This window comes from Gordonia sp. (in: high G+C Gram-positive bacteria) (assembly GCF_047600385.1).
Classification (GTDB): Bacteria; Actinomycetota; Actinomycetes; order Mycobacteriales; family Mycobacteriaceae; genus Gordonia.
The window spans coordinates 1,647,704-1,660,973 of sequence record NZ_JASGKZ010000001.1; the positions used below are offsets into that span (position 1 = coordinate 1,647,704).

The window sequence follows — 13,270 nt, forward strand, 5'->3', positions numbered from 1 at the left end:
GCCCGCCAGAAACGCTTCTGGCGGGCGTTCTCGGTCGGTCCGGGCTCGGGGGCCCGGACCGCGATCAGCGGTAGTTGACGAACTGGAGCGCGATCCCGAAGTCCTCGCCCTTCAGCAGGGCGATGACGGCCTGGAGGTCGTCGCGCTTCTTGGACGAGACGCGCAGCTCGTCGCCCTGGATCTGCGCCTTGACGCCCTTGGGGCCCTCGTCGCGGATCTTCTTCGCGATCTTCTTGGCGTGTTCGGAGTCGATGCCCTGCACGATCTCGCCGGTGATCTTGAACGTCCTGCCGGACGGCACCGGATCGCCGGCGTCGAACGCCTTGAGCGAGATGTCCCGGCGGATCAGCTTCTCGCGGAACACCTCCAGCCCCGCCTGGACGCGCTCCTGCGCGTCGGAGGTGAGGACGATCTTGTCCTCGCCCGACCACTCGATGCCGGTGTTGGTGCCGCGGAAGTCGTAGCGCTGCGAGAGCTCCTTGGCGGCCTGGTTGAGGGCGTTGTCGACCTCTTGCCGGTCGACCTTGCTCACCACGTCAAACGAAGAATCAGCCATGCCCTCCACCCTATGCGAACTGCGGATTTGGTTGTACGGGGGTGTCCCGTTGTATGGTATTCCGCGTTGCCCCACAAGGGCGACGACGGCAGATTGCCCGAGCGGCCAAAGGGAGCGGATTGTAAATCCGTCGCGCAAGCTACGTAGGTTCGAATCCTACATCTGCCACCATGAGGATCCACCTCACGGACAACGGAAAACCAGGATTTGGTTAATCGGAGATCGTGTGTGTAATCTCGTGAAGGCTTCTGGATCACGCCGCGAGGCGGGAACCGGGACACGCCCCCTTAGCTCAGTCGGCAGAGCGTTTCCATGGTAAGGAAAAGGTCGACGGTTCGATTCCGTCAGGGGGCTCGCTTGGTGCGAGACGTCCGCGAGGACGGCCCGCAACAAACAGGGCGGTGTAGCTCAGCTGGTTAGAGCGCACGACTCATAATCGTGAGGTCGGGGGATCGAGTCCCCCCACCGCTACACAATTCGGCCGCTCCCGCGAGCCCGCCCGTGAGCGTGGGCCCAAGCGGTGCGAAGACAGAGCAAGAATCGAAAGTAGGCAACGAAGTGGCTTCCTCGACGGATGTGCGCCCCAAGATCACCCTGGCGTGCGAGGTGTGCAAGCACCGCAACTACATCACCAAGAAGAACCGCCGGAACGATCCCGATCGTCTCGAGATCAAGAAGTTCTGCCCCAACTGCGGAACCCACCAGGCGCACAAGGAATCGCGCTGATCGGTTCCACCGGGTCGGCAGCGACGACCCGATGAGCTTCATCGAGCGGGCCATCTCCACTGTGAGATGGCCCGCTCGATTTGTCTCGGCACTGTGGTACGAGGACAATCTGACGGGTTTGATGTGTGAACGGAAGCCGAACCGCCAAGATTGAGGCCAGATCGCGCCAGGCCCGGTCCGGCGCCACCGCAGCCCGGTGGCCGTCCCGGCGCAGTGTGGAGGAAGACGACATGACCGAGCTGAACGACGACGTCCGCCAGGAGCCCCTCGAGGTGCCGGCGGAACCCGCCCCGACCGGCGACGAACTGCTCGAACACACGCGGTCGATGGTCGGCTACCACTACACGGTCGACGACTACTACGAGGTCGGCCGCGAGGAGGTGCGCAAGCACGCCACCGCGGTGCAGGCGGCGCACCCGGTGCACTGGAGCGAGGCCGCGGCCGCCGAGATGGGACACGACACCCTCGTCGCGCATCCGACCTACGTGTCGGTGCTCGGGATCATCGCGCAGCGCAAGCTGTTCGAGGAGGTCGTCACCGGCTACGACCTGTGGCAGATCATGCAGTCCGATCAGCGCCTGGTGTACCACCGGCCGATGAAGGTGGGCGACCAGCTGATCTGCGACGTCTCGCTCGACGCGTTCCGCCGGATCACCAAGCCGGCCGACGCCGAGGCGGGCACCGGTCCCGAGGTGATCGACCTGATGGTGACCAAGAACGTGATCTGGAACCAGCACGACGAGCCGGTGATGACCACCTGGACGTCCCTCGCGGCCCGCCCGGGCCTGCAGGTGCCGCCGGAGCTGGAGGCCTCGCTCGACCACGTGATGATGAAGATCGACAAGACCGGCGTTCCGGGGAAGACCGTCTTCCGCGAGGGCGGCCGGTACGAGCTCCCCGATCCCACCGAGCGGCCCGCCGCCTACGCGGCGGTCTCGTTCGACACCCTGGAGAAGGGGCAGGAGCTGCCGCCCAAGACCTTCCGGATCAGCCGCGGCAACCTCGCGAACTACGCGGGCGTGGCCGCCGACCCGAACCCGATCCACTTCTCCGACCACGTCATCGAGGCGTCCGGCGGCATGGACGACGTCGTGGCGCACGGCATGCAGACGATGGGCCTGGGCGCCACCTACGTCTCGGAGTTCATCGGTGACCCGTCGGCCTTCTGCGAGTACAACGTGCGCTTCACCAGCCCGGTCTACGTGCCCGCCGACACCTGCGCGGAACTCGAGTTCACCGGCAAGATCAAGTCGCTGGACCCGGAGACCCGGCGCGGCACCATCGCGCTGGTCGCCAAGCAGGACGGCCGCAAGATCTTCGGGCGCGCCAACGTCGTCGTGCAGTTCAACTGAGTGCGGCCCGGCGGGGACCCGCCCGGCCGAAGACCTCGATACAGGCCCGTTGACCTGCATCGATCGCGCGAGTGGGGGCCGCCGGGGCCGAGACGTTTTGTCGTCGGCACCGGGTGTGCTCTACACTAGTGAAGTCGAGGTTCTACCTGGACTTGCGCGCCGCCCGGAGGGTGGCGCGTTGGTTTTGTTAGGCTCGACGTCGTGCCGGATTCACCTCCGGCGCAAAGGGGCGTAGCTCAACTGGCAGAGCAGCGGTCTCCAAAACCGCAGGTTGCAGGTTCAAGTCCTGTCGCCCCTGCACCCGACGTCCCCGGCCATGCGGACCGGGGACGGCCTCCCTGAGGGGGCCTACGCAGACGAAGGGATCGGTGGCACGTGGCCAAGCGTGATCGCAAGGCTCCGAACGACGACGCGGAGCCGACGACCGGCGACGACGCCGGGATCGACGTCGATGTGATCGAGGCCGACGAGCTGAAGCCTCAAGGCAAGCGTCGTGCGCGCGAGCGCCGCAGTGCCGACGGACGGACCGGATCCGGCGCCGCGGGCGTCGCCAAGCCCGCCGCGGGCGAGGAGTCCGGTTCCGCGAGCAAGAACCCGTTCGTCCGCATCTGGGTCTTCCTGACCCAGGTCGTCGGCGAACTGAAGAAGGTCATCTGGCCGACCCGCCGCGAGATGGTGGTCTACGGCATCGGCGTGCTGGTGTTCGTGGCGCTGGTCACCGCGGTCATCACCGGCCTGGACGTCGGCTTCGCCAAGCTGATGCTCCTGGTGTTCGGCTGACGACGCCCTCGGGCATCGAGTCCGGCGAGAGCGACGGCGGACGAACACGGCAGTGAAAAGCACATTGCGGTGAAATAAGCACAGTGCAGTGAAGGAGCGTGGGCTGCGATGAGCACCCCGGACAACGAGATCGAAACGCCGGAGACCGGCGACGAGACTGTCGAGACCGAGTTCGACGTCGTCGAGGAACCGTCGGACGACGACGCTCCGGAGGCTGCCGAGGCCGACGACACCGAGACCGCCGAGGTCGAAGCAGAGGCTGAGCCCGAGCCGGAGATCGAAGAGGATCCGCTCGAGGCCAAGAAGCGGGAACTGCGCCGTCAGCCGGGCGACTGGTACGTGATCCACTCGTACGCCGGTTACGAGAACAAGGTGAAGGCCAACCTCGAGACCCGCGTGCAGAACCTGGACGTGGGCGACTACATCTTCGAGGTCGTCGTGCCGTCCGAAGAGGTCACCGAGATCAAGAACGGCCAGCCCAAGAAGGTCAACCGCAAGGTGCTGCCCGGCTACATCCTGGTGCGCATGGACCTCAACGACGCCTCGTGGGGCGCGGTCCGCAACACCCCGGGTGTGACCGGCTTCGTCGGCGTGACCCCCAACGTGCCGTCGCCGCTGTCGATCAAGGAAGTCCTGCAGTTCCTGATGCCGCAGGCCGAGGTCCGCAAGGCCAAGGCCGCCAAGGCCGCCGCCGAGGTGGGGGAGAGCGTCGAGGCCGCCGCGGCCGCCGCCGCCAACCTGGTGGAGGTCGACTTCGAGGTCGGCGAGTCGGTCACCGTCATGGACGGCCCGTTCGCGACCCTGCCCGCGTCGGTCAGCGAGGTGAACATCGAGCAGCGCAAGGTGAAGGTGCTGGTCTCGATCTTCGGTCGCGAGACCCCGGTCGAGCTGGGCTTCAACCAGGTGGAGAAGCTCTAGCCTCCCGTGCGGTCCCGGTCGGGACCCGGCGGCCGGCAGCCGTCCACCTCCGTCAAGGCTTCCGCGTATCCAGCGTGCGCGGATCTGTAAGAAAAAGGACAAGAGAGATGCCTCCCAAGAAGAAGAAGATCGCCGGGATCATCAAGCTCCAGATCCAGGCCGGCGCGGCCAACCCGGCGCCGCCCGTGGGCCCGGCGCTTGGTCAGCACGGCGTGAACATCATGGAGTTCTGCAAGGCGTACAACGCCGCGACCGAGAGCCAGCGCGGCAACGTCGTGCCGGTCGAGATCTTCGTGTACGAAGATCGCTCGTTCGACTTCAAGCTGAAGACTCCGCCCGCTGCGAAGCTGCTGCTCAAGGCCGCAGGTCTGCAGAAGGGCTCCGGCGTGCCGCACACCCAGAAGGTGGGCAAGGTGACCCTGGAGCAGGTCAAGGAGATCGCCAAGACCAAGCAGGAAGACCTGAACGCCAACGACATCGACGCCGCCGCGAAGATCATCGCCGGTACCGCGCGTTCGATGGGCATCGTGGTCGAGGGCTGACACCCGAACCGTTCGACGCCGCGTACCCGGTCCGCCGGTCGGCGACGTCGACACCCGTCGTGGGAGGGCCGTGCTCGGCCCACTAACCACTCACTCCCGATCCGGACGGATCGAGAAGAAGGAACAGAGCAGATGAGCAAGAAGAGCAAGGCCTACCAGGCCGCCGCCGAGAAGGTCGATCGCGAAGCGCTCTACAGCCCGCTGGAGGCTGTGAACCTCGCGAAGGAGACCTCCTCGAAGAACACCGATTCGACCGTCGAGGTGGCCGTCCGCCTCGGCGTCGATCCCCGTAAGGCCGACCAGATGGTGCGCGGCACCGTCAACCTGCCGCACGGCACCGGCAAGACCGCCAAGGTCATCGTCTTCGCCGCCGGCGACAAGGCCAACGAGGCCCTCGCCGCAGGTGCCGACGAGGTCGGCGCCGAAGACCTGATCGAGAAGATCCAGGGCGGCTGGCTCGACTTCGACGCCGCCATCGCCACCCCGGATCAGATGGCCAAGGTCGGTCGTATCGCACGTGTCCTCGGCCCGCGCGGCCTGATGCCGAACCCGAAGACCGGCACCGTCACCGTCGACGTCACCAAGGCGATCAACGACATCAAGGGCGGCAAGATCAACTTCCGCGTGGACAAGGCCGCCAACCTGCACTTCGTGATCGGCAAGGCCTCGTTCACGCCGGAGCAGCTGGCCGAGAACTACGGCGCCGCGTACGACGAGATCATGCGTGCCAAGCCGTCGGCCGCCAAGGGCCGCTACGTGAAGAAGGTCACCGTCTCGACCACCACGGGCCCGGGCATCCCGGTCGACCCGTCGGTCACGCGCAACTTCACCGAGGTCGCGCAGGCCTGACCTCCCGTCGGCCGAGTCGGTCCGCTCACCCGGTGAGCGGACCGAGTCGACGCCGCAGAGAACACGAGAACGACGACGAGGGGCACCGCCGGAAGGCGGTGCCCCTCCTCGCATCCGTCCTCCATCCTCTTCGATCCCCGAACCGGGCCGAGGCGTTGGCCTTCGATCCTTGGCCGAGGCCCGTGTCGAAGGGGCCCCGAGAGCGGCCGACCGGCGCGCTCGCGCGGGGCTAGGGCGCGGGTTTGAGGACCTTCATCGCGAACTTCGACGACACCGTCGCGATGCCGTCCAGCGTCATCACCCGATCGGTGAGGAACACCTCGTAGGCAGTCTGATCGGCGACGGCGACCTTCGCGTAGTAGTCGGGGGTGCCGAACATCCGGCGCAGTTCGGTCACCTCGTCGTACGCCGACATCGTCTCCTCGAAACGCTGGACGGTGGCCTTGTCGAAGCGGGCGAGGGAGACCTCCAGGATCACCTCGAAACCGCGTCCGACCGCGGCGGGATCGACTCGTGCGGCGTACCCGAGGATCACCCCTTCGGCTTCGAGCCGCTGGACGCGGCGCAGGCACGGCCCGGGTGTGAGGTGCACCCGGTCGGCCAGGGTCACGTTCGGCAGGCGTCCGTCGGACTCCAGTTCGTCGATGATTGCGCGATCGATCCGATCCAGCTGCATTCGTTGCACGATAGTCCGTTCGGCCGAGAGAATCAGCAATCGCCGCCGCGGCCGAGTGTGCGAATCTTGGATCCGTGAGTACGACGACGGATTCCGCGGCCGAGCGGGGATCGAGTGTCCGGGACGAGGTGCGGGCCGGGCTGCGACTGTCGCTGCCCGCGGGACTGGGCATGTATCCGCTGGGCATCGCCTTCGGCCTGCTGGTGATCCAGCACGGACTGCCGTGGTGGCTGGCGCCGGCGCTGTCGGTCGCCGCCTACGCGGGGTCGCTCGAACTGCTGCTGGTCGGCATGATCGCGACGGCGACCCCGCTCGCGACGATCGCGGTGACCACCCTCCTGGTGAACTTCCGGCACGTCTTCTACGCCTTCTCGTTCCCGTTGCCGACGGTGCGGAACCGTCTCGCGCGGCTGTATTCGGTCTACGCGCTGACCGACGAGTCGTACGCGGTGACCGCGGCCTCGCCCGGCACCTGGACGCAGCCCAGACTCCTGGCCACCCAGATCGCGTTCCAGTGCTACTGGGTGGGCGGCGGGCTGACCGGGGTGCTGCTGGGCGGTCTGCTGCCCGGTCCGATCGAGGGACTGGAGTTCGCCCTGTGCGCCCTGTTCGTCACCCTGACCCTGGACGCCTGCCGGACCCGGCGGGAGCTGCCGTCGCTCGCCCTGGCGGTCGTGGCCTTCGGCGCGGCGCTGCTGCTGGCCCCGGACGCGGTGCTCTTCACCGCGCTGCTGCTGTTCGTCGGACTGCTCGTGGTCCGGTACGTCGCGACCGGAAGGAGACTCGACGATGCCTGAGACCGGCTACCTGATCGGGGTCCTGACGACGGCCCTGGTGATCACGTTCGCGCTGCGCGCGCTGCCGTTCGCCGTGCTGAAACCGCTGCGTCGCTCCCGGTTCGTGCTCGTCATGGCGGCCTGGATGCCCGCCGGGATCCTGGCGATCCTCGCCGCCGCGACCTTCCGCGACGCGGCGGGAGACGCGGCCCACGTGCTCCCGGCGATCGTGGCGGCGGCGGTGACCGCGGCGGTGCACCTCGCCTTCGGCCGGCGCACGCTGCTCAGCGTCGTACTCGGAACACTGAGCTACGTCCTCCTCCTGGCCTTGCTCTGACCTCGCCGACGGTCGCGGAAGGTTCTCCGGATCGTCGCCGGAGAGGCCCTGCGGGGTGCGCCGGTGCGCGCTAGCGTCGTCGTATGGAACCCGTGGGAAGCAAGCTCAGCATCATCGGCGCCGGCGCGGTCGGCACGTCGATCGCCTACGCCGCCCTGATCCGCGGCGTCGCGCGGACCGTCGCACTGATGGACGTGAACGAGTCGAAGGTCGATGCCGAGGTCCTCGACCTCTCGCACGGCCTCGAATACGTCTCGCGCGCGCACGTGATCGGCGGGACCGACCCGTCGGTGTGCGCGGGTTCGGACGTGGTGATCTTCACCGCGGGCGCCAAGCAGAAGCCCGGGCAGAGTCGACTCGAACTCGCCGAGGCCACCGTCGAACTGATGCGGAAGGCGCTGCCGCCCATCGTCGAGGCGGCGCCGGACGCACGCTTCGTCATGGTGACCAATCCGGTGGACGTGATCACCTACGCGGCGTTGAAGATCACCGGGCTGCCGCCGAACCAGCTCTTCGGCTCCGGCACCGTGCTGGACTCCTCGCGACTGCGTTTCCTGCTCTCCGAACACTGCGGGGTGGCGGTGCAGAACGTCCACGCCTACATCGCGGGCGAGCACGGCGACACCGAGATCCCGCTCTGGTCGTCGGCGACGATCGGCGGGGTCCCGCTGCTCGACTGGGAGCCGCTGGAGGGTCGGATGCTGCTCGACGCCGCCTCCCGGGACCGGATCCACCAGGAGGTGGTCGGCTCCGCCTACCGGATCATCCAGGGCAAGGGTGCCACCAACTACGCGATCGGCCTCGCCTCGACGCGCATCGCCGAAGCGATCCTGAACGACGAACACCGCGTGCTCCCGGTGTCGTCGCTGCACACCGACTTCCACGGGATCTCCGACGTCTGCCTGTCCCTGCCGTCCCCGGTGGACCGTCGGGGCGTCGGGCCGACGCTGCCGATCGCCGTCTCGGCCGACGAACTGGCCGGGCTGCGCGCCTCCGCGGCGACCCTGCAGGCGATGCAGCGCCGGTTCGGCTTCTGACCCCGGGCGCGCCTCGTCGCGCCCGGAGGCGGAGGCCCTTCGACGCGACGACTCACTGCGTTCGCCGTCGGCTCAGGGGTCTGCGAGTGTGTCGAAGCCGCCCCGTCCGCGGGCGGTGCCCCCGCGACGCGCGGCTACGGTGAGAACCATGCGTGACGACAAGCTGTTGACCCGGATCGCCGGACTCCTCCGGCAGGCCGAGGGCACCGACAACGAGCACGAGGCCGAGGCCTTCCTGGCGGCGGCGCAACGCCTGGCGACCGCGGCGTCGATCGATCTCGCCGTCGCCCGCGACCACGATCCGGCGCTCAAGAGTCGGGCCGCACCGATCACCCGGCAGATCACCGTCGGCGCGGCGGGCAAGCGCGGGCTGCGGACCTACGTCCAGCTCTTCGTCCACATCGGCCGGGCCAACGATCTGACCGTCGACGTCGCATCGAACTCCACCTATGTGATCGCCTACGGATTCGCCTCCGACATCGATGCCGTCGAGGCGCTCTACGCGTCGCTGGTGGTGCAGATGGTCGCGGCCAGCGATGCCTACCTCAAGTCCGGGGCCTACCGGTCGGAGACCGCGCAGCGGGTGGTCGTCACCGGTGACGGGCCGCGGCGCCGCCGAGTGGTGGAGGAGAAGACGCTCTCGCCGATCACCGCCCGGCTCAACTTCCAGTCCGCGTTCGCCGAACGGATCGGAGCCCGACTGATGCGGGCGCGCGACGAGCAGCGGCGGCACGCGATGCGGGAGGAGGCTCCGGGCGGGTCGTCGTCGACGGCGCTCGCACTGCGGCACAAGGCCGTGGAGGTGGCCGACTTCCATCGGGCCGAGTCGAAGGCGCGGGGGACCTGGCGGCCGAGTCGGGCGAGCGCGGGCTACTCGTCCGCGGCGCGGAAGGCCGGCGACACCGCGGGACGGCGTGCGAAGATCGGCGTCGACCGGCCCCTGGGCGGTGCGCGCGGGGCGCTGGAACGGTGACGCGGGACGTCGAACGGGAGGCGACGACCGCCCGCGCCCGCGACGCCGAGCGCACCCGCTTCTACGAGGCCGAACGGCTGATCCTGGCGCTGACGGCGCGGCCGGGTGGCCGATCGCACACCGTCGAGCTGGCCGGGACCCGCCTCACCGTTCCGGCCGAGATCCGCTTCGCCTCGGTGGAGTCGATCCAGGCCTACGTCGACCGGGTGCTCGCGCTGCCGGCGGTGTCCGAGCGCTTCGCCCGGGCGTCGATCCCGGTGTCGGTGCGGGCCCGGCGCGGACACGCCGCCGCGCATTACACGCGCCCTACCTGCGAGATCGCCGTCCCGGACGACGCCACGCGCTGGGCGATGCGGGAACTGGTGGTGCTGCACGAGCTGGCTCACCACCTCGACGAGGGGACCGGACCGGTGCACGGACGGGAGTTCCGGGAGACGCTGATCGAGTTGGCGGGCATCGTCGTCGGACCGGAGGCGGCGCTGGTGTACCGGGTGCTGCTGACCGACGCGGGTCTACTCTGAAATGGTTCCGCAACAAGCGGAAGAGCGTCCGCCGGGACCGTCCGGTACGAGGAGGAACTGATCGATGGGTGCGTCGAAGCAGGTGAAGGTCGAACGGGTCGAGTACTACACGCGGAGCTTCCGCAGCCGGATGTCGTGGTTGGGCCTGCGCGCCACCGCGTATCCGGTGATCGCCGCGTGGTCGCACAAACCCGACCTGAACTGGCCGGTCCATCTGTTCGACGACGTCGCGGGCAAGGTGGTGCCGCCGTTGCCGGGCAACTTCCGCGAACCGGTGCGACTCCCGCACTGTCCCGCCGAACTCCAGATCCCCCACGACGTGGTCCCGGGCCGCGCCGTCCTCTACCTGCACGGCGGCGCCTTCGTCGTCGGCGGCATCGCCTCGCATCGCCGACTGTGCGGTTCCATCGGCGCCGCGGCGCACGCCCAGGTCCTCGCGGTGGAGTACCGCAAGCTGCCCGATCATCCGCCGTCGGTGTCGGTCCAGGACTGTCTGGACGGCTACCGCTGGCTCCTGGACCGCGGTTTCGCCCCCGGTGAGATCGTGGTCGCCGGCGACTCGGCCGGCGGCTTCCTCGCCGCGATGACGTGCATCGCCATCCGGGACGCCGGGATGGAGCCGCCCGCCGGGATGATCTACGAGAACCCGCTGATCGATCCGACGCCGTCCCGGCGCCGCGAGAGCGCCTACCGCACGGCCGACCCGCTGTTCCCGCACCGCGCCTTCGCCCAGTTCGACAAGATGATCCGAGACACCGAGCCGAACGGCGACACCGTGGCGCCGCTCGACGGCGACCTCTCCGGGCTGCCGCCCGCGCTGATCCAGGTGGGCTCGCACGAGATGCTGCGGGTCGACGCCGAGGACTTCGCCGCCGCGCTGGCCCGAGCCGGTGTGCCCGCGCGCCTGGAGATCTACCGCGGCGCGGTCCACGTCTTCCAGGCCTTCATCGAGGTGCTCCCGGAGTCGCGCATGGCGATCCGGGCGATGGCGAACTTCGCGGTCAAGTGTTTCCAGACGCGGGCGCGGGAACAGGCGATGCTCGACGACCAGGCCACCAGCGCCTGACCCGCCGGAGACCGGCGCAGACGAGAAGAGCGGCCCACCGTCCGGCGGGCCGCTCTTCTCTCGTCGGGAGCCGGGAGGCTACACCGGGTGCAGCTGGGTCCGGGCCGGGACCGGTTCGGTGCCCAGGTCGCCGTCCGACTGGAAGGTGAGGTAGCTCGGCTTGTTCGGATCCAGCACCAGGTGCTGGCGACGACCGCGCGCCTTGATCAGGTCGGGAACGATGGTCAGGTAGCGCGGCAGACTCGCGGCGTAGACGTCCACGCGCAGGCGATGGCCCGTCTTGAGCACCGCATCGGTGGCCACCAGGTCGACGTCGATCCGGACCGGCTCGTCGGCGGGCACCGGCAGCCGGCGTTCGCGGGAGAGGTAGTGCACGGCGTCGAGCAGTGCGCCCTCCTCGGAGTAGGTGGACCGGGAGACGTCGAGCGCCCGGTTCGACACGGTGAGCGCGCCGTTGGTCAGCACCGTCGACGTGCCGTCGGGGGCGACGTCGTTCACGGTGACCGCCCAGATGCCCTCGTGCGCGTCGGTCGAGACGTTCAGCCGCAGGTTCATGGACCCGGAGATCTGGGTGGGCCGGGCGACCGCCTCACTGGTGAAGCTCAGCGCACCGCGCTCCTGGAACGACGCGTCGTGGCTGAACTTGCGGCCCAGCGCGATCGGCAGGCCGGCGAACACCTGCGAGGCGTCCCGCGAGAGCATGCCGCGCAGGTCGGGGTGGGTCTTGAAGGAGTGCACCCGCAGATCCGGCTCGAGGCCCAGACCGCCGTCGTGCCGGGCGTGCTCGGCGGTGCCGGAGGAGTCGGGGGTCAGGAACAGTCGCCGGGTGCGTACCTCGGCGCGCGGGAACACGTCGCTGCACGACCACTGCCCGCCCTGCTGCTCCATGGTGACCGGGCCGTACTCCTCGACTCCGTTGCGGACGTCCTTGAGCCACCGGTCGAACCAGGCCCGCTCGAGGACGTCGAGCTGCGGCGGCTGGTGCGCGCCGCCGTGATCGCACCCCGGATCCAGGTGGTAGCCGTCGGCGACCAGCATCTGCTTGCGGCCAGGCTCCATCTGGAGCTGGTCGTAGATCCCGGTGGCGCTGCGCCCGAACAGGTCGTGCCAGGCGCCGACGGTGAAGGTCGCCGCCTCGATGTCGGCGATCTGCGGGGAACGCTCGATGAAGTACGGGTGGTCGAAGATGCGGTGGTCGCGGGCGGTGAGGAAGCCCCACAGCAGCGACGGCATCTCGGTGGCCGGGCTCTTGACCCGGTCCCGCGCCCAGCGGTAGAAGTCGCCGGTGAACAGGTCCGAGAGCACCGTCGCCGGGTTCGGGGCCCACTTGACCGCGTTGACCATCGCCAGCCACATCGGGATGAACGCCGACGGCATGCCGCCGGTGATGTAGATGTCGCGGACCACGTCCTGGCTGCCCTCCACGGCGAAGATCGCCTTGAGGGCCTTCGGGCGCAGCGCCGCGGCCTGCAGCGAGTTGATCGCCGAGTAGCTCCAGCCGACCATGCCCACGCTGCCGTCGCACCACCGCTGCGCCGCCGTCCACTCGATCAGCTCGACCGAGTCCTGCTGTTCGCGGGCACTCAGGATCTCCCACTTGCCGTGCGAGGCCCCGGTGCCGCGGACGTCCACCAGCACCTGCACGTACCCGGCCTGAACCAGGTTGCGGTTGATGCCGAAGACGTCGAACAGGCCGCGGTCGAAGGTGCGGGTGAGGCGCGAGATACCGGTCAGCGGGCCCTTCTCGTGGGTCATGGTGCCCGCGGCGCCTCGGACGATCCGGCCGATCCCGGGTCCGTGCAGCGAGAAGTCGAAGCCGTCGAGCACCGCCCGGTTGTACGGGTTCACGTTCAGGATCGCCGGGAACGGCGCCCGGCTGGCCTGCCCGAGTCGATCGGCCGGTCGGACGACGGTGGCGCGGAGCCGGACGCCGTCGGACATCGTGACGGTCACGTTGCGGTCGATGTGCACGCGGGGATACGGCTTGCGGCCGTACACCGCCTCGTGCCAGACGGCCGCACGGTGACCGCCGGACGGATCGCGGTACCGCGGGGTGGTGAGGCCCGGTTCACGCTGGTGACCGAAGCGTCCGTGCGGTACCGGACCGTGGCCGTCGAGATCGAGATGAACACTCACGTGCCTTCTCCACTTTCCCGCCGCT

General features: G+C 68.8%; 15 protein-coding genes and 4 tRNA genes. 16 read left to right on the forward strand and 3 right to left on the reverse strand.

What is annotated here, in order from left to right; genetic code table 11:
• Positions 1-64: 64 nt before the first annotated feature.
• Positions 65-556 carry a YajQ family cyclic di-GMP-binding protein gene (locus QM809_RS07310; RefSeq protein ID WP_415045144.1) on the reverse strand — a complete coding sequence of 164 codons (492 nt, stop codon included), beginning with the start codon at positions 554-556 and terminating at the stop codon, positions 65-67.
• An 87-nt stretch (positions 557-643) separates the two neighbouring features.
• Between QM809_RS07310 and QM809_RS07315 the strand changes: the two genes are divergently transcribed.
• The 10 genes from QM809_RS07315 to rplA all read left to right on the forward strand — a co-directional run bounded on the left by QM809_RS07315 (position 644) and on the right by rplA (position 5,723).
• Positions 644-727: transfer RNA gene (locus QM809_RS07315), tRNA-Tyr, on the forward strand.
• A gap of 110 nt (positions 728-837) precedes the next feature.
• Positions 838-910: transfer RNA gene (locus QM809_RS07320), tRNA-Thr, on the forward strand.
• 43 nt (positions 911-953) lie between these two features.
• Positions 954-1,027: transfer RNA gene (locus QM809_RS07325), tRNA-Met, on the forward strand.
• Between the two features lie 87 nt (positions 1,028-1,114).
• Complete coding sequence (gene rpmG / locus QM809_RS07330) at positions 1,115-1,282, forward strand: 50S ribosomal protein L33 (protein WP_005188102.1); 168 nt, start codon at positions 1,115-1,117, stop codon at positions 1,280-1,282.
• A 230-nt stretch (positions 1,283-1,512) separates the two neighbouring features.
• Positions 1,513-2,634: a fused (3R)-hydroxyacyl-ACP dehydratase subunits HadA/HadB gene (locus tag QM809_RS07335; protein ID WP_415045145.1), complete on the forward strand. Its 1,122-nt coding sequence runs from the start codon at positions 1,513-1,515 to the stop codon at positions 2,632-2,634.
• 225 nt (positions 2,635-2,859) lie between these two features.
• Positions 2,860-2,932, forward strand: a tRNA-Trp gene (locus tag QM809_RS07340).
• A gap of 77 nt (positions 2,933-3,009) precedes the next feature.
• Positions 3,010-3,414 (forward strand): preprotein translocase subunit SecE, encoded by a 405-nt coding sequence (gene secE, locus QM809_RS07345; protein ID WP_415045146.1) that lies wholly within the window; start codon positions 3,010-3,012, stop codon positions 3,412-3,414.
• A gap of 108 nt (positions 3,415-3,522) precedes the next feature.
• Positions 3,523-4,332 carry a transcription termination/antitermination protein NusG gene (gene nusG / locus QM809_RS07350; RefSeq protein WP_415045147.1) on the forward strand — a complete coding sequence of 270 codons (810 nt, stop codon included), beginning with the start codon at positions 3,523-3,525 and terminating at the stop codon, positions 4,330-4,332.
• Positions 4,333-4,439: 107 nt separating this feature from the next.
• Positions 4,440-4,874, forward strand: a complete 435-nt coding sequence (gene rplK / locus QM809_RS07355; RefSeq protein WP_415045148.1) for a 50S ribosomal protein L11 — start codon at positions 4,440-4,442, stop codon at positions 4,872-4,874.
• A gap of 132 nt (positions 4,875-5,006) precedes the next feature.
• A complete protein-coding gene (rplA, locus tag QM809_RS07360) occupies positions 5,007-5,723 on the forward strand; it encodes a 50S ribosomal protein L1 (protein WP_415045149.1) in 717 nt (238 codons plus the stop codon).
• Between the two features lie 229 nt (positions 5,724-5,952).
• Here the strand turns inward: rplA and QM809_RS07365 are convergent, their stop codons facing one another.
• Positions 5,953-6,393, reverse strand: a complete 441-nt coding sequence (locus tag QM809_RS07365) for an Lrp/AsnC family transcriptional regulator (RefSeq protein ID WP_415047031.1) — start codon at positions 6,391-6,393, stop codon at positions 5,953-5,955.
• Positions 6,394-6,473: 80 nt separating this feature from the next.
• On the opposite strand from QM809_RS07365, the gene QM809_RS07370 reads away from it, so the two are divergent.
• The 6 genes from QM809_RS07370 to QM809_RS07395 all read left to right on the forward strand — a co-directional run bounded on the left by QM809_RS07370 (position 6,474) and on the right by QM809_RS07395 (position 11,109).
• Positions 6,474-7,196: an AzlC family ABC transporter permease gene (locus QM809_RS07370; RefSeq protein WP_415045150.1), complete on the forward strand. Its 723-nt coding sequence runs from the start codon at positions 6,474-6,476 to the stop codon at positions 7,194-7,196.
• The gene (locus QM809_RS07375) at positions 7,189-7,512 is read left to right on the forward strand and encodes an AzlD domain-containing protein (protein WP_415045151.1); all 324 of its coding nucleotides are present in this window, start codon (positions 7,189-7,191) and stop codon (positions 7,510-7,512) included. Before QM809_RS07370 ends, QM809_RS07375 begins: the two co-directional genes overlap by 8 nt.
• 83 nt (positions 7,513-7,595) lie before the next feature.
• A complete protein-coding gene (locus tag QM809_RS07380) occupies positions 7,596-8,549 on the forward strand; it encodes an L-lactate dehydrogenase (protein ID WP_415045152.1) in 954 nt (317 codons plus the stop codon).
• Between the two features lie 148 nt (positions 8,550-8,697).
• Positions 8,698-9,522, forward strand: coding sequence for a DUF2786 domain-containing protein (locus tag QM809_RS07385; protein ID WP_415045153.1), 825 nt, complete (start codon positions 8,698-8,700; stop codon positions 9,520-9,522).
• Positions 9,519-10,043, forward strand: coding sequence for a TIGR04338 family metallohydrolase (locus QM809_RS07390; protein WP_415045154.1), 525 nt, complete (start codon positions 9,519-9,521; stop codon positions 10,041-10,043). The genes QM809_RS07385 and QM809_RS07390 overlap by 4 nt, the downstream gene beginning before the upstream one ends.
• Before the next feature lie 64 nt (positions 10,044-10,107).
• Positions 10,108-11,109: an alpha/beta hydrolase gene (locus QM809_RS07395; protein WP_415045155.1), complete on the forward strand. Its 1,002-nt coding sequence runs from the start codon at positions 10,108-10,110 to the stop codon at positions 11,107-11,109.
• A 78-nt stretch (positions 11,110-11,187) separates the two neighbouring features.
• Here the strand turns inward: QM809_RS07395 and QM809_RS07400 are convergent, their stop codons facing one another.
• Entirely contained in the window at positions 11,188-13,245 is a 2,058-nt protein-coding gene (locus QM809_RS07400) for a CocE/NonD family hydrolase (RefSeq protein ID WP_415045156.1), read from the reverse strand.
• Between the last annotated feature and the right edge of the window lie 25 nt (positions 13,246-13,270).